This is a genomic window from Pollutimonas nitritireducens (genome assembly GCF_002849615.1).
GTDB lineage: Bacteria > Pseudomonadota > Gammaproteobacteria > Burkholderiales > Burkholderiaceae_B > Pollutimonas > Pollutimonas nitritireducens.
This window is the reverse complement of sequence record NZ_PDNV01000006.1, coordinates 110,661-128,403: the sequence shown is the minus strand read 5'-3', so window position 1 is coordinate 128,403 and position 17,743 is coordinate 110,661. Positions and strand designations below refer to the sequence as shown.

Annotated in this window: 20 protein-coding genes; 18 read left to right on the top strand and 2 right to left on the bottom strand. The window is 57.4% G+C overall.

Translation table 11 applies throughout. The features are described from left to right. Positions 1–30: 30 nt before the first annotated feature. The 18 genes from plsX to rarD all read left to right on the top strand — a co-directional run bounded on the left by plsX (position 31) and on the right by rarD (position 16,399). A complete protein-coding gene (gene plsX / locus CR155_RS10330; RefSeq protein WP_102069954.1) occupies positions 31–1,113 on the top strand; it encodes a phosphate acyltransferase PlsX in 1,083 nt (360 codons plus the stop codon). 21 nt (positions 1,114–1,134) lie between these two features. Then, entirely contained in the window at positions 1,135–2,109 is a 975-nt protein-coding gene (locus CR155_RS10325) for a beta-ketoacyl-ACP synthase III (RefSeq protein ID WP_102069953.1), read from the top strand. Between the two features lie 55 nt (positions 2,110–2,164). Then, positions 2,165–3,097, top strand: coding sequence for an ACP S-malonyltransferase (gene fabD, locus CR155_RS10320; RefSeq protein WP_102069952.1), 933 nt, complete (start codon positions 2,165–2,167; stop codon positions 3,095–3,097). A gap of 5 nt (positions 3,098–3,102) precedes the next feature. Next, positions 3,103–3,846 carry a 3-oxoacyl-ACP reductase FabG gene (gene fabG / locus CR155_RS10315; RefSeq protein WP_102070158.1) on the top strand — a complete coding sequence of 248 codons (744 nt, stop codon included), beginning with the start codon at positions 3,103–3,105 and terminating at the stop codon, positions 3,844–3,846. A 187-nt stretch (positions 3,847–4,033) separates the two neighbouring features. Beyond that, positions 4,034–4,273, top strand: a complete 240-nt coding sequence (acpP, locus tag CR155_RS10310) for an acyl carrier protein (protein WP_013742768.1) — start codon at positions 4,034–4,036, stop codon at positions 4,271–4,273. A 150-nt stretch (positions 4,274–4,423) separates the two neighbouring features. Further along, a complete protein-coding gene (fabF, locus tag CR155_RS10305) occupies positions 4,424–5,653 on the top strand; it encodes a beta-ketoacyl-ACP synthase II (protein ID WP_102069951.1) in 1,230 nt (409 codons plus the stop codon). Positions 5,654–5,672: 19 nt separating this feature from the next. Beyond that, complete coding sequence (locus CR155_RS10300; RefSeq protein WP_143705195.1) at positions 5,673–6,137, top strand: hypothetical protein; 465 nt, start codon at positions 5,673–5,675, stop codon at positions 6,135–6,137. Next, a complete protein-coding gene (rpoE, locus tag CR155_RS10295) occupies positions 6,134–6,733 on the top strand; it encodes an RNA polymerase sigma factor RpoE (protein ID WP_102069949.1) in 600 nt (199 codons plus the stop codon). The genes CR155_RS10300 and rpoE overlap by 4 nt, the downstream gene beginning before the upstream one ends. A 12-nt stretch (positions 6,734–6,745) precedes the next feature. Then, the gene (locus CR155_RS10290) at positions 6,746–7,249 is read left to right on the top strand and encodes a sigma-E factor negative regulatory protein (RefSeq protein ID WP_102069948.1); all 504 of its coding nucleotides are present in this window, start codon (positions 6,746–6,748) and stop codon (positions 7,247–7,249) included. After that, a complete protein-coding gene (locus tag CR155_RS10285) occupies positions 7,249–8,307 on the top strand; it encodes a MucB/RseB C-terminal domain-containing protein (RefSeq protein WP_102069947.1) in 1,059 nt (352 codons plus the stop codon). The genes CR155_RS10290 and CR155_RS10285 overlap by 1 nt, the downstream gene beginning before the upstream one ends. Before the next feature lie 27 nt (positions 8,308–8,334). Then, on the top strand, positions 8,335–9,825 hold the full coding sequence (locus tag CR155_RS10280; RefSeq protein ID WP_102069946.1) for a Do family serine endopeptidase: 1,491 nt from the start codon (positions 8,335–8,337) through the stop codon (positions 9,823–9,825). Positions 9,826–9,942: 117 nt separating this feature from the next. Beyond that, complete coding sequence (gene lepA / locus CR155_RS10275; RefSeq protein ID WP_102069945.1) at positions 9,943–11,736, top strand: translation elongation factor 4; 1,794 nt, start codon at positions 9,943–9,945, stop codon at positions 11,734–11,736. A gap of 26 nt (positions 11,737–11,762) precedes the next feature. Continuing rightward, positions 11,763–12,650: a signal peptidase I gene (gene lepB / locus CR155_RS10270; protein WP_102069944.1), complete on the top strand. Its 888-nt coding sequence runs from the start codon at positions 11,763–11,765 to the stop codon at positions 12,648–12,650. Then, a complete protein-coding gene (gene rnc, locus CR155_RS10265; RefSeq protein ID WP_102069943.1) occupies positions 12,650–13,408 on the top strand; it encodes a ribonuclease III in 759 nt (252 codons plus the stop codon). Before lepB ends, rnc begins: the two co-directional genes overlap by 1 nt. Then, positions 13,405–14,295 (top strand): GTPase Era, encoded by an 891-nt coding sequence (gene era / locus CR155_RS10260; protein ID WP_102069942.1) that lies wholly within the window; start codon positions 13,405–13,407, stop codon positions 14,293–14,295. Before rnc ends, era begins: the two co-directional genes overlap by 4 nt. Further along, a complete protein-coding gene (recO, locus tag CR155_RS10255) occupies positions 14,288–14,893 on the top strand; it encodes a DNA repair protein RecO (RefSeq protein ID WP_102069941.1) in 606 nt (201 codons plus the stop codon). Before era ends, recO begins: the two co-directional genes overlap by 8 nt. Position 14,894: 1 nt before the next feature. Beyond that, on the top strand, positions 14,895–15,515 hold the full coding sequence (locus CR155_RS10250; protein ID WP_102069940.1) for a PIN domain-containing protein: 621 nt from the start codon (positions 14,895–14,897) through the stop codon (positions 15,513–15,515). After that, positions 15,503–16,399 carry an EamA family transporter RarD gene (gene rarD, locus CR155_RS10245; protein ID WP_369406178.1) on the top strand — a complete coding sequence of 299 codons (897 nt, stop codon included), beginning with the start codon at positions 15,503–15,505 and terminating at the stop codon, positions 16,397–16,399. Before CR155_RS10250 ends, rarD begins: the two co-directional genes overlap by 13 nt. A 72-nt stretch (positions 16,400–16,471) precedes the next feature. Here the strand turns inward: rarD and CR155_RS10240 are convergent, their stop codons facing one another. Together CR155_RS10240 and CR155_RS10235 are read right to left on the bottom strand one after the other, a co-directional pair. Beyond that, complete coding sequence (locus CR155_RS10240; RefSeq protein ID WP_102069939.1) at positions 16,472–17,179, bottom strand: Bax inhibitor-1/YccA family protein; 708 nt, start codon at positions 17,177–17,179, stop codon at positions 16,472–16,474. A gap of 113 nt (positions 17,180–17,292) precedes the next feature. Continuing rightward, the gene (locus tag CR155_RS10235) at positions 17,293–17,739 is read right to left on the bottom strand and encodes a DNA polymerase III subunit chi (protein WP_102069938.1); all 447 of its coding nucleotides are present in this window, start codon (positions 17,737–17,739) and stop codon (positions 17,293–17,295) included. Positions 17,740–17,743: the final 4 nt, after the last annotated feature.

The window sequence follows — 17,743 nt, the reverse complement described above, 5'->3', positions numbered from 1 at the left end:
TTGGCGATCGGTAAATAGATTGCTTACTTGATGTCGAAATCCGAGATTCGAATCGCCATCGACTGTATGGGCGGTGACGCTGGTTTGCCAGTCACTATTCCAGCAGCCTGTCAATTTGCGAAACAACACCCCGATACGCGATTGCTGCTTGCGGGTGACGCGACGGCCATCGAAGCTGCTCTGCGAGAGCATGGTGGGCACGGCAGTCCGTGGTACGAAATTCTGCAAGCCTCCGAGGTTGTCCTGATGGACGACTCCATCGAGGTCGCGTTGCGGCGCAAGAAAGATTCGTCCATGCGCGTAGCGATACAAGCGGTCAAGGACGGTCGCGCAGATGCCTGCATTTCGGCCGGCAATACCGGCGCCTGGATGGCAATCAGCCGCTACATACTGAAAACGCTTGACGGTATAGACCGGCCGGCTATCGCTACGTCCATCCCTAACCAAAAGGGCGGGGCGACCACGATGTTGGATCTCGGCGCAAACGTCGATTGTTCCGCAGAGCATTTACTGCAGTTCGCCATCATGGGCTCGGCCCTGGCTTCGGCCGTCGATCGCCATGAGCGACCTACCGTAGGCCTGCTTAATATCGGCGAAGAAATCATCAAGGGCAACGAGATCGTGAAACGCGCGGCAGATTTGCTGCGTACCAGCGGACTCAATTTCTACGGGAACGTCGAGGGCGACGATATCTGCAAAGGTACTGTCGATGTGGTCGTATGCGACGGTTTCGTGGGCAATGTCGTACTCAAGTCCATGGAAGGACTGGCCAGGATGGTGGGCAACATGATGCGGGCCGAGTTCACGCGCAATCCATGGTCCATGGCTGCCGGCGTGCTGGCTAAGCCGGTGCTCAATCGTTTTCGCGATCGCGTCGACAACCGCCGGTACAATGGTGCGGCATTGCTGGGTTTACGCGGAATTGTCATAAAAAGTCATGGCTCCGCCGACTCCTATGCTTTTGTCTGCGCGCTCCAGCGTGCTCGTGAAGCTGTGCACAACGACCTGCTTGCTGGTACAACAGATGCCATAGATCGCCTTCGTCAGAGTTTGCAAGCCGCAGCGGCGCAATCTGCGAAGATTCCCAACGAATTGTCTGATCCTGCGCCATAGCTCAGGTATCTGGAAGCTATTATGCCTTATGCCAAAATAATAGGGTCAGGCGGCTATCTGCCGCCCCGTGTCGTTTCCAACGACCAACTAGCCGCCGACTTGGCGACTCGACAGATCGAAACATCTGACACTTGGATTGTCGATCGTACTGGTATTCGCCAGCGCCATATCGCCGATGAGGGTATGACGACGAGTCACCTCGCCACCAAGGCGGCGCAGGCGGCGCTGGACGACGCCAACGTAACGGCCGACCAGATCGACTTGATCATCGTCGCCACCTCTACCCCGGATTTCGTATTTCCCAGCACGGCATGCCTGGTCCAGGCCAATCTGGGCGCCAAGGGCGGTGCCGCATTTGACGTCCAGGCGGTGTGCAGCGGCTTTGTATATGCCCTAACAATCGCCGATGCCTTCATCCAGGCCGGTCGAGCCAAGACGGCATTGGTCATCGGCGCGGAAGTCTTTTCGGGCATTCTCGACTGGAACGATCGTGCAACCTGCGTATTGTTCGGCGATGGTGCAGGTGCAGTGGTCGTTCAAGCCTCTGCCGAGCCTGGCATCATCGGCGCGCAACTCAACGCAGACGGCAGCCAGACAAAAATACTGTGCGCTGCTGGAAATGTGTCTCACGGCAAGGTGATCGGTGATCCCTTCCTGCGCATGGACGGACAGGCCGTGTTCAAGCTTGCGGTGAATTGCCTGGCCAAGTCGGCACACGAAGTCTGCGAACAAGCCGGTATCTCTTTGGCGGATGTCGATTGGTTGGTCCCTCACCAAGCGAACATACGCATCATCAACTTCCTCAGCCGGAAGTTGCAGATACCCGAGCAGAAAGTGGTCATCACGGTGGATAGCCATGCCAATACATCGGCGGCCAGCGTACCGCTTGCATTCGATGTGGCCCGGCGCGATGGTCGTATAAAGGCCGGCGATACCGTCATGATGCAAGGGGTTGGCGGTGGGTTCACCTGGGGTTCGGTGCTGGTAAAAATGTAGAAGGCTGCCCGCGCAAGTCGGCATAAATCTTCCGAATCACTCAAAATTTATCTCAATGAAAATTGCTTTTGTCTTTCCGGGACAGGGATCGCAATCTGTCGGCATGCTTGACGCATGGTCGGGACATGCGGTGGTCAACGATACACTCGCTCAGGCATCTGACGCATTGGGCCAGGATCTGGCAGCCCTCATCGCCTCAGGTCCCGCTGACGAGCTGAATCTTACAACCAATACCCAGCCCGCTATGCTGACGGCCGCCGTGGCGATTTATCGTGCATGGATCGATGCCGGTGGAACCGAGCCACTGCTTGTGGCGGGCCATAGCCTGGGCGAGTATTCCGCGCTTACGGCGGCGAGGGCCTTGACGCTGGAAGACGCCGTACGTACGGTCCGAATTCGCGCCGACGCCATGCAGCATGCCGTGCCTGTCGGCAGCGGCGGCATGGCTGCGATTCTTGGGCTTGAAGACGATCTGGTCAGATCCCTGTGCGCACAAGCGGCACAAGGGGAGGTCGTTGAAGCGGTCAATTTCAATGCTCCCGCGCAAGTCGTGATTGCGGGACACAAGGCAGCGGTTGACCGGGCGTGCATGCTGGCCAGGCAGGCTGGCGCCAAGCGCGCCCTGGAGCTTGCCGTATCCGCACCTTTCCATTCCAGCTTGTTGAGGCCGGCATCAGAAGTGCTGCAGGCGGCGCTGGCAAACCTTCCTCTGGCGAGTCCGGGGATTTCGTTGATCAATAACGTGGATGTCGCCATCGTCGACGACCCCGCCGCAATCAAGGATGCACTGGTGAGGCAGGCCTGGCACGCTGTGCGCTGGGTCGAGACCATACAATCGATGAAGTCTCAAGGTGTGACTCATGTCGTAGAATGCGGTCCGGGAAAGGTGCTGAACGGACTGACCAAGCGGATTGATCGTGACCTCGTTGGTTTGGCCATCACCGACCCGGCATCTTTACAGCTGGCCCTGGAAACTTTACAAGGATGACATCCATGCACGACAAAGAACTCGACGGCAAGGTGGCGCTGGTTACCGGAGCAACGCGCGGCATAGGCCAGGCCATTGCCCTTGAACTCGCTTCGCGTGGTGCAATGGTGGTGGGCACGGCAACGTCTGAATCCGGAGCAGAGGCTATTTCGGGGATGCTTTCGGCATCGGGTGGGCGCGGCGTGGTATTGAACGTGGATGATGCCGCCGCTTGCGACCACCTGATCGCAGAACTGGGCAAACAAGATGGTGGCCCCCATATACTGGTCAACAATGCGGGCATCACACGTGATAACCTCGCCATGCGCATGAAAGACGATGAATGGGACGCCGTCATTGCCACAAATCTGTCAGCGGTATTTCGGCTTTCTCGCGCCGTGACCCGGAACATGATGAAGGCACGGTCAGGCCGGATTATCAATATCACCTCCGTGATCGGCTCCAGCGGGAATCCCGGCCAAGCCAATTATGCGGCGGCCAAGGCTGGCGTTGCGGGCATGGCTCGCGCGCTGGCACGTGAGCTTGGCAGCCGCAACATTACCGTCAACTGTGTTGCGCCAGGTTTCATCGACACCGATATGACACGTGCGCTCAATGAGACGCAATCTGCCGCCATTCTCGCCCAGATACCACTGGGTCGACTAGGTGCTGCGGCCGATGTCGCCAATGCCGTGGGGTTCCTCGCCGGGCCGCAGGCTGCCTACATTACAGGCACGACGCTGCACGTCAATGGCGGGATGTACATGTAACAACCTCAACAGACCAACCCCCGTAGGGTAAAATCTGTTGATCCAGAGGTATTCCGACCAGGCATTTTGTCTCTAGCAAGCAAAATATCGTTGTATTCGGTAATGCCGTTTTTTTTATCATAGCCAACCCCAATAATTCTTTTGTTTGGCTATAATTCGCGGGAATTTTCCCAACTTGGAGATCTGCATGGAAAGCATCGAACAGCGCGTCAAGAAGATCGTCGCTGAACAACTTGGCGTTAACGAAGCCGAGATCAAGAACGAATCTTCCTTCCTTGACGACCTCGGTGCCGATTCGCTCGATATGGTCGAGCTCGTGATGGCACTCGAAGACGAATTCGAAACCGAAATTCCGGACGAAGAGGCCGAGAAAATCACGACGGTTCAGCAAGCTGTTGACTATATCTCGTCGCACAGCAAACAATAATTTAACTAATTTCGGTGCAGATCCGGAGTTCCGGATCATCGCCTTGAGGCGGTTTCTAGGGATTAGTCCACTGTTGGCCAAATCTGCAAGGGTCTGGCGAAACGGCGGGTCTATTCGCTTTAAGCCGCCTTTTCATTTTAGGAGTCATCCGTGAAACGACGTGTCGTCATTACCGGTCTGGGTATTGTTTCGCCGGTCGGCAGCAATATCGACAGCGCATGGGACAATATCGTTAATGGGCGTTCGGGTATCGGGCGCATCTCGCGTTTCGACCCGTCGACGTTTAACGCCCAGATAGCGGGTGAGGTCAAAGATTTCGATGTCACGCACTACATGAGCGCCAAGGAAGCCAAGCAGATGGATACCTTTATCCATTATGGCGTGGCGGCAGGCGCACAGGCGTGGCGCGACTCAGGACTCGAGGTCACCGAGGCCAATGCCGTGCGCATTGGCAGCATCATCGGGTCCGGCATCGGCGGTCTGCCTCGCATCGAAGAACAACAGATCGAATATCTCGAGCGTGGCGCCCGCCGAATCTCTCCGTACTTCGTGCCTGCTTCGCTCATCAATCTCATTTCGGGCCAGTTATCCATCATGCTGGGTCTGAAGGGCCCCAGCTATGCGGTTGTTTCCGCGTGCACGACTGGGCTGCACTCCATCGGCGACGCGGCACGCCTCATCGAATACGGTGATGCCGATGTCATGGTGGCAGGCGGCGCTGAATCAACGGTTTCTCCCTTGGGAGTTGGCGGCTTTGCGGCAATGCGCGCCTTATCCACCCGCAACGACGACCCCACCACCGCATCACGTCCATGGGATCGTGATCGCGATGGCTTCGTACTGGGCGAAGGGGCAGGCGCCCTGGTGCTCGAAGAATACGAACACGCCCGTAAGCGGGGCGCCCGTATATACGGCGAATTCGCTGGTTATGGCATGAGCTCCGATGCCTATCACATCACGTCCCCCGACCGCGACGGCCCCAGGCGCGGCGTTGTGAACGCATTGCGTAATGGTGGCATCAATGCCGACGAAGTCAATTACGTCAACGCGCATGGCACGTCCACGCCTTTGGGCGACAAGAACGAAACAGAAGCCCTCAAGCTGGCATTCGGCGATCACGCCAAGAAGCTGGTGGTGAATTCCACTAAATCCATGACAGGGCATCTCTTGGGCGCGGCGGGCGGAATCGAGGCCGTTTTCACCACGCTGGCCGTCCACCATCAAGTATCGCCTCCTACCATCAATATCTTCAACCAGGATCCAGAATGCGATCTTGACTATTGCGCCAACCAGGCACGCGACATGAAGATCGACATTGCATTGTCGAATTCGTTCGGTTTCGGTGGCACCAACGGATCCATGATAGTGCGGAGGCTCTAAGCTGGGGCGGCCCGTCGTCTTGACCACTCAATGGCCGATCCGGCGCCCGCGCTGGGTCAGTCTGCTTGGCATGGCGACATGCTTCAGCGGTCTTGCTGTACTGGCTCATGTCGGATGGCCCCTGGTCAGCGACAATTGGGCGGCTTGCAGCCTCGCTCTCATCGCTTTGGCTCTCGCCGGAAAATTGACGATTCATCGCTTGGCCGGTTTTTCAGCTCAAGCGGGTACACTGTCCCTGCTTGATTCCGGACTTTGGCAGGTCACGTTATATGGGACAACGAACACCATGTGCCTCTTCCATGCCTGGCCCGCGTATGCCTGGATGACTCTCGGGTTTGTTGACGCTGCAGATGCTGGCGGCAAGCCGACCGAGATCACAGTCTGGAGATCGAAGATGTCCAGGCACGCCTGGAACCAACTGTGCGTACACGTTGCCCGGCAAATCGCCATGCCCGGCCGGGTCCTGCAAAAGGAAGGCCTATGAGCGAACGTGACGTTGATGCCGAATTGGTTGCACGCGTGCAGCGTGGCGACAAGCGTGCATTCGACCTGCTGGTCCTCAAATACCAGCGCAAGATCATGCGACTTCTGTCGCGCATGGTGCGGGACCCCTCTGAAGTCGAGGACGTCGCCCAGGAATCGTTCATCAAGGCGTACAGGGCCTTGCCGCAATTTCGCGGCGATAGTGCATTCTATACGTGGCTTTATCGCATCGCCATCAACACTGCGCGCAACTGGCAGGTAGCCAACGGACGTCGTCCCAGCACGCCAAACGCAACAGAAACAGAAGATGGTGAAACTTTTAGCCCGATTGACAACCTAACAGACATTAGCACCCCGGAATCATTGTTGGCCAGTCGGCAAATCGTTGAAACGGTGAATGCCGCCATCCATACGTTACCCGAGGATCTGCGCACTGCGATCGTCTTGCGTGAGATTGAAGGCATGAGCTACGAAGATATCGCATTGAGCATGGGCTGCCCCATAGGTACGGTGCGTTCGCGTATTTTTCGCGCCCGGGAAGCTATCGCGGCGCAGTTGCGTCCTGTGCTGGGCAATGATCCCGAGCGTCGCTGGTAAGGAGTTTTGAAAATGCAAGCAGGTAATCAAGCCAGGCAAGATCACGATCAGGCATCGTGGGAGACCTCCGTATCTTCCTGGATCGACGGGGAGGCCGACATTCGGCCGGAAGACCTTGACAGCCCATATGGGCGCCAAGTCTGGGACACCTACCATCTTATTGGTGATGTGCTGCGCAACCAAGACCTCGCCATCAAGCCCAGCGATTTCTTCTATGCCCGGGTGTCCAAGGCGCTCGACGCCGAACCTTCCATTGTTGCCCCGCGCAACCTGCATGGCCGCCATCCCGTACGCCTGGGGCTATCCAGCTTGGCGGTCGCGGCGGCGGTTGCCACGGTGGTGTGGGTCGCATTGCCTTATTTTTCTGGGCCTGAATCGTCCGGGCCGGGATCGGTCCAAATAATGGCCAGCGCCAACGAGGATCCCGGGCTTCGAGACTACCTCGATGCTCATCGTGAAATTTCCGGATCCAGCGCTGTACGACAGGTGTCCTTTGGTTCGGGAGCTTCCAGGTAATGGCTGTAGTGGGGCAAATAACAACTCGCTTTCCTCTTAACGGTATTCCGCAACGGGTGGCAGGCAACCTGGTCTGCTACTTGCTGGTCCTCACCGCCACCGTAGTCTTGGCTCGAACCGGGCAGGCGGCGGAAACCACCCAGACTTCTCCGGATCCAGGCATTGTGCTGTTGCAGAAGGTGCAGGCAGCGGCGCGCGGCCTGGATTATTCCGGTGTCTATACCTACCAGCAGGGCACGATGATGGTGTCATCCCGTGTCGTCCATATCGTCGATGGTACGGGAGAGCGCGAACGCATCGAGATGCTTGACGGTCCGGCACGCGAATATGTCCGCCATAACGACGTCACGCAGTGCCTGATCCCGGAAAAGAAACTGATCGTTCTGGAACGCCGTCGCGGCGACCGGTTTCCGGGCATGTTGCTGGATGATGGCAAGAATATCCCCGCCAACTACATCGTCAAGATCAGTGAGTCACATAATCGGATCGCAGGTCGGGAATGCACCATAGTCGAACTGGTACCCAAAGATCAGCAACGGTATGGCTATCGAATATGCACTGATAGCAAGACGAACCTGTTGCTCAAGGCTCAAACGCTGGACAGCGATCGTGCTGTCATCGACCAGATTTCATTCAACAGTTTGCAGGTCGGCGACACTGTTGCTTCCCAGGATCTGACCAGCAGTTGGAATACCCGTGGCTGGGAAGTGATCGAAACCCCCATGGACCCGGTGAATCTCGCCAAGGACGGCTGGCGTATTCCATTTCCCTCCGGCTTTCATGCGCTCACGCAGGTATCGCGGCCGATGAAAGCCGGCCGGAAGGTCAAACAATTGGTGGTATCCGATGGTGTCGCTGCCATTTCGGTATTCATCGAACCTTTCGACGATGCGCACGATAACCCCTTGGCCAAAGGCGCCATGCGCAAGGGAGCCATGAACGTCTTTCGTACCCGGATCGACGATTATTGGCTGACGGCATTGGGCGAGGTGCCGGCACAGACCTTGCGCGATATTGCAGAGCGCACCGAATATGTTCCCGCAGCCGGGAACAAATAACTTCAATCCCGAAACAGGAGTCTCATGATGCTTTTTACCCAAGTAGGCAATAGCAAAATCACGCAGATGATCGCCTGCGCGTCGGCAAGTGTGCTAGTGGCCTTGGCGCCGCTCGGAAACGCGGCCACGGCACAGACAACTTCAGCGCCTACGTTGTCGGTGCCCGATTTCACGTCGGTCGTTGCCAAGACCGAAGGTTCGGTCGTGAATATTCGCACCACCGAGTCCGTGCCAACGCGCGGTCCCGGAATGGGTCCCAATAGCAACGATCCTTACGAGATGTTCCGCTGGTTTTTCGGACCTGATTTCCAGCCCCCAGGCATGCCAGGCCCTGGCCAGCGCGGTAAACCTTCGCCTGCGCCACAAGAACGAGAGCGCACTATTCCGCGCGGCGTGGGATCGGGCTTTATTATTTCGGCCGATGGCTACGTACTGACGAATAATCATGTCGTGGCAAAGGCCAACGGCATTTTCGTCACCATGACCTCCGGCAAAGAGTACACGGCAAAGGTCATCGGTACCGACGCAAGAACTGATGTGGCTCTGCTGAAGATCGATGCCACCAATCTGCCGCCTCTTCCAATTGGCGACTCGACCACGCTCAAGAAAGGGCAGTGGGTATTGGCCATAGGCTCCCCCTTTGGTCTGGACTCCACCGTTACGTCGGGCATCGTGAGCGCCATCAACCGTGATACGGGCGATTACCTTCCTTTCATCCAGACCGATGTGGCCGTGAATCCTGGCAACTCCGGTGGTCCGTTGATCGACTTGGCGGGACGGGTTGTAGGCGTGAATTCCCAGATCATTTCCCAGAGCGGAGGCTTCATGGGAATTTCCCTGGCGATCCCGATCGACGAAGTGATGCGAGTGGTTGAACAGCTCAAGGCGCACGGCAAGGTGACGCGTGGCCGCATTGGCGTTCAGATCGGACCTGTCTCCGACGATGTCGGCAAGGCCATAGGCTTGCCTGACGCCAAGGGCGCCATGGTCAGTAATGTCGAAGCGGGTGGGCCGGCTGACGAGGCTGGCATCCGCGCCGGTGATGTCATCACCAAATTCGATGGCAAGGATATCACCCATATGACCGACCTGCCACGCATTGTGGGTTCGACCAAACCGGGTGTCCGCGTCCCGATGGAGGTATGGCGCAAGGGCAAGACCGTAACGCTGAAGGTCAAGGTGGGCGAAATGCCGTCGGCCGAAGGCGAAACGACCAGCGGACAACCGGAAGCGCCCAAAGCGGCTCCGACCGATGTACTGGGTCTGAAGGTAAGCGCCGTGCCCGAGGCGATCAGCCAGAAGATCAAGGGCGGCGTCCAGGTTGTGGAAGCGGAAGGGCAGGCAGCGGCTGCCGGCCTGACAGCGGGCGACATCATCCTGACCATCAATGACACCGATATCACCAGTCCGGAACAGTATTCGAAGCTGGTCGCGGGACTCGACAAATCCCGTGCGGCGGCCTTGCTGGTGATGCGAGGTGACCAAACCCAGTGGGTGACGATCACGCCCGGAAAATAATCTCCAGAAACGGCTAAAATGGCCCGATAGCAAAAGGGGCGCGCCCTGGGCGCGTCCCTTTTGCTTGTTTCCTTTAATATCGCTCATGTCTTTCGGTGGGCTTCTTTTTTCCGGTTTATGGATCACATCCGCAACTTTTCCATCATTGCTCATATTGACCACGGCAAGTCCACATTGGCCGATCGCCTGATCCATCGTTGCGGAGGATTGGCCGATCGTGAAATGTCCACGCAAGTCCTCGACTCGATGGATATCGAGCGCGAGCGGGGCATTACCATCAAGGCCCAAACGGCCGCCCTGAGCTACAAGGCTAAAAATGGCAAGGTGTACGCGTTCAACCTGATCGATACCCCCGGCCACGTCGATTTCTCATACGAGGTCAGCCGGTCATTGTCTGCCTGCGAGGGCGCGCTGCTCGTCGTGGATGCAACGCAGGGCGTCGAGGCGCAGACGGTGGCCAACTGCTACACGGCCATCGAGCTGGGAGTGGAGGTGGTTCCGGTCCTGAATAAAATGGATCTGCCCTCCGCCGACCCCGAAGGCGCCCGTCAAGAGGTCGAGGATGTCATCGGTATCGACGCTAGCGACGCTATCTTGTGTAGCGCCAAGACCGGCATGGGCATCGACGATATACTGGAAACCATTGTTGCAAAGATTCCGCCTCCGGTTGGTGACCCCACAAAACCCCTACAGGCATTGATCGTCGACTCCTGGTTCGATAATTATGTGGGCGTGGTAATGCTGGTGCGCATTGTCAATGGGGTGCTCAAGCCCAAAGACAAAATCTTATTGATGGCCGAGGGCTACACCCACCTGTGCGAGCATATCGGCGTCTTCACGCCCAAGTCTGAACCCCGTCCCGAATTGTCGGCTGGCGAAGTGGGGTTCGTCATTGCCGGTATCAAGGAGCTCGAGCACGCCAAGGTTGGGGACACCATCACCCTGGCGGGCAGGCCGGCTGAATCGGCTTTGCCGGGTTTCAAAGAGGTCAAGCCGCAGGTGTTTGCCGGCTTGTATCCGGTGGAAAGCAGCGAATACGACCAACTGCGCGTATCACTGGAAAAACTCAAGCTGAACGACTCATCGCTCATGTTCGAACCCGAAGTCTCGCAGGCTCTGGGCTTCGGCTTCCGTTGCGGCTTCCTGGGGCTGCTGCACATGGAAATCGTGCAGGAGCGTCTTGAGCGCGAGTTCGATATGGACATCATCACTACGGCGCCGACGGTGGTGTACGAAGTCGAGACCCGGGATGGGTCGATGTTGATGATCGAAAGTCCCTCGCGTATGCCTGAAGTCGGCAACATTACAGAAATCCGCGAACCCATCGTGACCGTTACATTGTTCATGCCGCAAGAGTATGTGGGGCCGGTAATGTCGCTGTGCATGGTCAAACGCGGCGTGCAGCTGAACATGACGTACCACGGACGACAGGTCCACCTGATGTACGAAATGCCTTTGGCAGAAATCGTGCTCGATTTCTTCGACAAGCTGAAATCCGTTTCCCGAGGCTACGCGTCGATGGACTACGAGTTCAAAGAGTACCGGGCGGCGGATGTGGTTCGTGTTGACCTGTTGATAAACGGCGATCGCGTCGATGCACTGTCGATGATGGTGCACCGATCCAATGCCAGGTACCGAGGCCGCGAGGTCGTCTCCAAGATGCGTTCTCTCATCCCGCGGCAGATGTTCGATATCGCCATACAGTCGGCCATCGGCGCCGAAGTTATCGCGCGCGAAAACGTGAAGGCCCTGCGCAAGAACGTGCTTGCGAAATGTTACGGTGGCGATATTTCCCGCAAGAAAAAATTGCTCGAGAAGCAGAAGGCTGGTAAGAAACGCATGAAGCAGGTGGGCAACGTGGAAATTCCACAGGAAGCGTTCCTTGCCATCCTGCAGGTTGAAGACAAGTAACTGAAAAACAATAAGGTATATCGGGTATGAGCTGGGATTTTGCGCTGGTCTTGTTTTTGCTGCTGGTACTGACCGGAATAGTCTGGTGTCTGGATTTCTTCTACTTGCGTTCCCGGAGGCGCGCCGGTGCTGTCTCAGCTATGGCTGCTACAGCACCGGCCGTGGCCGGCCTGGAACAATCCGAAGCGTCGCGCATCCGCCAGGAAGCCTATGACAAGGCCAACCGTGCGCCGTGGTGGGTGGAGTACTGTGTCAGCTTCTTTCCGGTTATTCTCTTTGTGTTCGCCCTGCGCGCCTTCGTAGTGGAGCCGTTTCGTATTCCTTCGGGTTCCATGCTACCAACCTTGCAGGATGGTGATCTGATTCTCGTCAATAAATTCCAGTATGGCATCCGCCTGCCCGTGATCGACAAGAAAGTCGTTGATATCGGTTCGCCGGAACGTGGCGATGTGATGGTGTTTCGCTATCCCGTGGATCCAGGCGTAGACTACATCAAGCGAGTCGTAGGCTTGCCTGGCGACATAGTGCAATACCACAACAAGGTTTTGTCGATCAACGGCAAGGAAGTGCCGCTCGAGCGCGATGGTGACTTTTTCGAGCCGGACCGCTCGTCGTATGTCGGGCGCTATACCGAGCAGCTTGGCCCGGTCGCGCACAAAATCTTGCTCAACAAGCAAGCGGGACAAGACTACATGGCCATATCCGATTATCCGTACCGCGAGAATTGCGAATACTTTGGCAGCGGTGTGCGGTGTACCGTGCCGGCAGGTCATTACTTCATGATGGGCGATAACCGGGACAACAGCCTGGATAGCCGGTATTGGGGTTTCGTGCCCGACAAGTACATTGTGGGGCGTGCGTTCTTAATCTGGATGAACTTTAAAGAGCCTGGCCGGATAGGCCGGTTTCAGTGATGACTAGCGTCGACTCTCTGCAAGCGGCACTGAACTACCAGTTTGTTGACAAGACACTGCTGGATCAAGCTCTGACTCACCGCAGCCATAGTGCCCATCACAACGAGCGTCTGGAGTTCCTGGGCGACTCGGTGCTCAATTTCGTGGTTGCAGCCCTGCTGTTCAAGCGCTTCCCCAAGATCGATGAAGGCGATCTGTCACGGTTGCGCGCCAATTTGGTGAAGCAGTCATCGCTGGCCGACATCGCCACACGTTTATGCTTGTCGCAATATTTGCGATTGGGCGAAGGCGAGCTTAAAAGCGGCGGGTTCCGGCGCCCCTCGATTTTGGCGGATGCCCTTGAAGCTGTTCTTGGCGCCGTCTTCCTGGACGGTGGTTTCGATGCAGCACAAAAGGTCATAGCGGGGCAGTACGAATCCATATTGGTTCATGTAGACCCCAAGACCTTGGGAAAGGATCCCAAGACGCTGCTTCAGGAACTCCTCCAGGCGCGCAAGTTTGATCTTCCCGCCTACACGGTGATCGCCACACATGGTGCGGCGCACAACCAATTGTTTGAAGTGGAATGCCAGATTCCCAAACTCGAAATCAAGGTCAGCGCGCCGGGTTCCAGCCGCCGCGCTGCCGAACAGTCGGCCGCCGAACTTGCCATCGCGGCCATTCATGCGCTGGCCCCTGCCAAAGGGTCCCGCCCCGCTCGCGCGCGTAAATCAACACAGTTGTCATTGCCTGTGGCAGTGTCCCAGGAGAACAAATGACCCATCCATTTCGTTGCGGCTTCGTCGCCGTCGTAGGGCGCCCCAATGTGGGCAAATCAACGTTGGCCAATGCCCTGATAGGCAGCAAAATATCAATAGTCTCGCGCAAAGCGCAAACCACACGCCACCGCATCAATGGTGTCCTGACGCGTGAGCATGAACAGTTCGTGTTCGTCGATACGCCAGGCTTCCAGACGCGCCACGGCGGTACCATGAATCGCATGATGAACCGTGTCGTCACGCAGGCGCTTGCCGATGTCGACGTGATTCTGCATGTCGTCGAGGCGGGAAAATGGTCCGCCGGGGACGCACAGCTTTTACCCCTGCTGCCCAAGGACGGCCAGAAGACCATACTGGTCGTCAACAAGGTCGATGCCCTGAAAAGCAAGAACGAGATGTTCGCCTATGTCAACAAGATTATGGCGCAACACCCTTATTCCGCTGTCGTGCCTGTCAGCGCTCTGCGCGGTGTGCAGCTTGAAAATCTGCTCAGCGAGATTGCCCAGCGCTTGCCCGAAGGCGAGCCCATGTTCGAGGCTGACACACTCACGGACCGTCCCATGCGCTTTATCGTGGCCGAGCTTATACGGGAGAAGATCTTCCGTCTGGTCGGCGATGAGCTGCCGTATGGGTGCACGGTAGTCATCGAGGAATGGGAAGAAAACGAGGCCGGTGTACGCGTCGCGGCCTGCATTGTGGTCGAACGCGACACGCACCGGCCTATTCTGCTTGGAGCCGGCGGCGCACACATGAAGCGCATGGCGACTGAAGCGCGCCAGGACATGGTCAAGTTGCTCGACAAGACGGTGCACCTCGAGGTTTACATCAAGGTCCGCAAGGGCTGGTCCGATCGCGAGAGCACGCTGCGCGAACTGGGATATGACTAGACGGGTGTCACGCATCCAGGATGCAGTCGGCTATGTGCTGCATTCCGCCGCCTGGCGTGAAACTTCGCTGATCGTCCAGGTCTTTACGCGATCGCACGGGAACATGGCCCTGGTAGCCAAAGGCGCGAAGCGGCCTTATTCGGTATTGCGCCCTGTCCTGACGGCCTTCCAGCCGATCAGCCTTTCATGGAGCGGGGCGGGTGAGGTCAAGACACTTACACGCGCTGAATGCGTTGGCATACGGCCGCTTAATGGCCGTGCATTGATGTCCGCCTGGTATATGAATGAGTTGTTGCTGCGCCTTTTACCTCGCGAGGATCCGCATCCTGTCATTTACGATGCTTATGATGCCGCCCTGCAGCAATTGGCCGGCACAAGAACGGAAGGCCAGCCCTCGCGTTCGGCCGCAAGCGCTTTGCGGCGATTCGAATGGATGCTGCTGAATGAAACCGGCTACGGACTGGGCGAAGGCGCTCCCGACTTTGACGACCCGGCGCTGGAGCCCGGACTGCGTGTATCGCTCAGAGAGCGGCTCGACGAGCAATTGGGCCGTCCACTGCTTACCCGCAAGGTACTGATGGAATTGCAGCGCTACTGAAATGGATAAGCCTGTTCTTCCACAGATTCTGGTCATCGATACCTGCGTGCTCATCTCGAACGTGCTGCGCCGCTTGCTGCTGCGTCTGGCCGGGCAAGCGTGTTTCCAACCGGCCTGGAGCAGCATCATCGGCGATGAGTGGCAGCGCAACGCTTCCCGCCTGTGGGGCGTTTCCGCCTCTGACATACAACTTCAATGGCTTGAACTCCAGGCGGATTTTCCAGAGGCTGATCAAGGGGAAATCGCGCCATTCAAGGCTGGCCTGCGCCGCAGCGATCCCAAGGATTGGCACGTCATTGCGGCCGCGCGCGCCGCGAAGTCCAGGGCTGCGGCCGGGGGGGCGGTGGCCGGCACCCCGGTGGCCGGCGCGTCGGCCGGCATCGTCACGCGCAATATCAAGGACTTCAATCGTACGGAGTTACGCGGGTATGGATTGACGCTGCTTGATCCCGATGAAGTATTGGTACGTTGCCTGCAACAATTCCCCCAGCAGGCCGCGCGAGCTTTCGATGAAATCCCCGACTTTGCGCGTACCCCCGGAAAAGAGAGTGAGGCGCTCGACGTGATCTTGAAGCGGGAACGTTTGTTCCGACTGAACCGGCTTTATCCGTGTCGCCCCTGAAACAGGGCGTAGCGCTATCGGTCATTTCATCGATATTGTTCGCGACGCTTTATTACTATACGACCTTGTTATATCCGCTGGAAGGGGGCGCGATATTCGCGTGGCGTGTTCTTTTGGGCCTGCCTGCAGTGGCCTTGTTGGTCTCACGTGCGCGAGGATGGGGCGAGGTTGGCCATACAGCCCGTCGTTTACGCTACGAGCCACGTTTGTGGCTCCTGCTTGGGCTTAGCGCCGTCCTGATCGGTACACAATTGCTCTTGTTCATGTGGGCGCCCTTGCATGGACGGGCGCTGGATGTCTCGTTGGGTTATTTCCTGCTTCCCCTGGTCATGGTATTGGTGGGGCGCTTTCTTTATGGCGAGCGCCTGACTCGTATCCAGACCGTGGCTGTGTTCCTGGCGGCGTGTGGAGTGGGGCACGAGCTATTGAGGGCTGACGCGTTCTCATGGGCCACAGCGGTCGTGATGTTGGGCTATCCGCCTTATTTCATCTTACGCCGCATACTGCGTATGGGTGCCTTGAGCGCGCTATGGTTCGATATGCTGTTCATGCTCCCGGCTGCGCTCTGGTTGCTCTCTATCCAGGACGGCAACATTGTCGACCAGCTTCGCCAATATCCCGGCTTGTGGGGTCTGATTCCATTATTGGGTCTCATCAGCTCCGCAGCGCTCGTCTCCTATGTGTCCGCCAGTCGCAAATTGCCGATGGGACTGTTCGGCATCCTGGGATACATCGAACCCATGTTGCTGTTCTGGGTCGCGTTTCTTCTTCTGGATGAACCGATGGCAGCCGCGGCGTGGTTCACGTACCTGCCGATATGGATGGCGGTGTTGATGATGATCGGCGAAGGGCTTTACCGATGGATCGATTCGGCCGCTAAATAAAAAACCCGGTCAGCAATGAGCTGACCGGGTGGACTGCCCGCCGCCTGGCGCCGGGTCAGGACGGCTTGCCGTTTACTCGCGGTTGCCGCCAAAAATTCCCAGCAGCATCAACAAGTTGGCAAAGATGTTGTAGACGTCCAGGTAGATGGCCAAGGTAGCCGACACGTAGTTGGTTTCGCCGCCATTGATGACGCGTTGCAGATCAACCAGCAGCAATGCCGAGAAAATGGCAATGGCCATTACCGAGATGGTCAGCATCAGGGCCGGTAACTGCAGGAAAATATTGGCGATTGACGCCACGATGAGGATGACTACGCCAATAAGCAGGAACTTCTGCATGTTGGAGAAGTCGCGTTTGGTGGTGGTGGCAACTGTGGCCATGGTGCCGAAGACTGCCGCTGTGCCGCCAAATGCCATCATGATGAGCTGTGAGCCATTGGCCAGACCCATTACATGGCCCAGCAGTCGCGAGAGCATGATGCCCATGAAGAACGTGAAAGCCAGTAGCAGGGCGACTCCCAGCGAACTGTTCTTGTTGCGTTCAATAAGGTACATAAGCCCGAATGCGCCCACCAGGAAAATGATCGCGCTAGTACCAGGGCTGGCACCCATGACGCGGTTGATGCCGGTATTCAGGCCGACGAGCGCCCCCAGTACCGTTGGCACCAGGGAGAGCGCCAGCAGCCAGTAGGTGTTGCGCATGACGCGGTTGCGCGCAACCTCGGACGAGGCCGTGGCATAGCCGCGGTCAGGTAATGTGGTTTGACGAAGATCGCTCATGGTGGGTCCTTTAATAGGTGAGGCTAGGCTAAAGGGCTTTCCCCTTATATGTAGCATCAAGATTAACTTACAAGTAGCTGAATTTGCAAGTGGGCGAGTGTCGGGAGCCAGGATCAGGGCTTTTTCGACACATCGTGAGCGTGAAGATCATAGCCCGACGCCTTGTACTGTCGCCAGCGTTGCCGGGCAGCCGCCTTGTCGTCGGCATGGTCGCCCACAATTTCGAGGATGCGCGGGAATTTTTCGGGCGCTGGCGGACACTCCAGATCGAGATTGATAAGCCAGGCAGATGCCTGGCTCGCATCCGGTATGGCAAGGGCCGGAGAGTCAGAGGTAAACACTATGGCTGTTTGGGACGCCAGAGGGTCGGCGGACATGACGTGTGGTATGAAGGCGGTAGGATCAAAACCCCATAACAGCCGGTCGAAATGACTGAGTCGTTGTTTGTCGCGGGTATATACCACCAGCCGTCGCCCGGCCATGTAGTGCTTGTGCACGACTTCGCATGCCATCCCCAGGCGGTCCGGCGCGCCGAAGGCGAAATCGATGCGGGTCGACATGCTG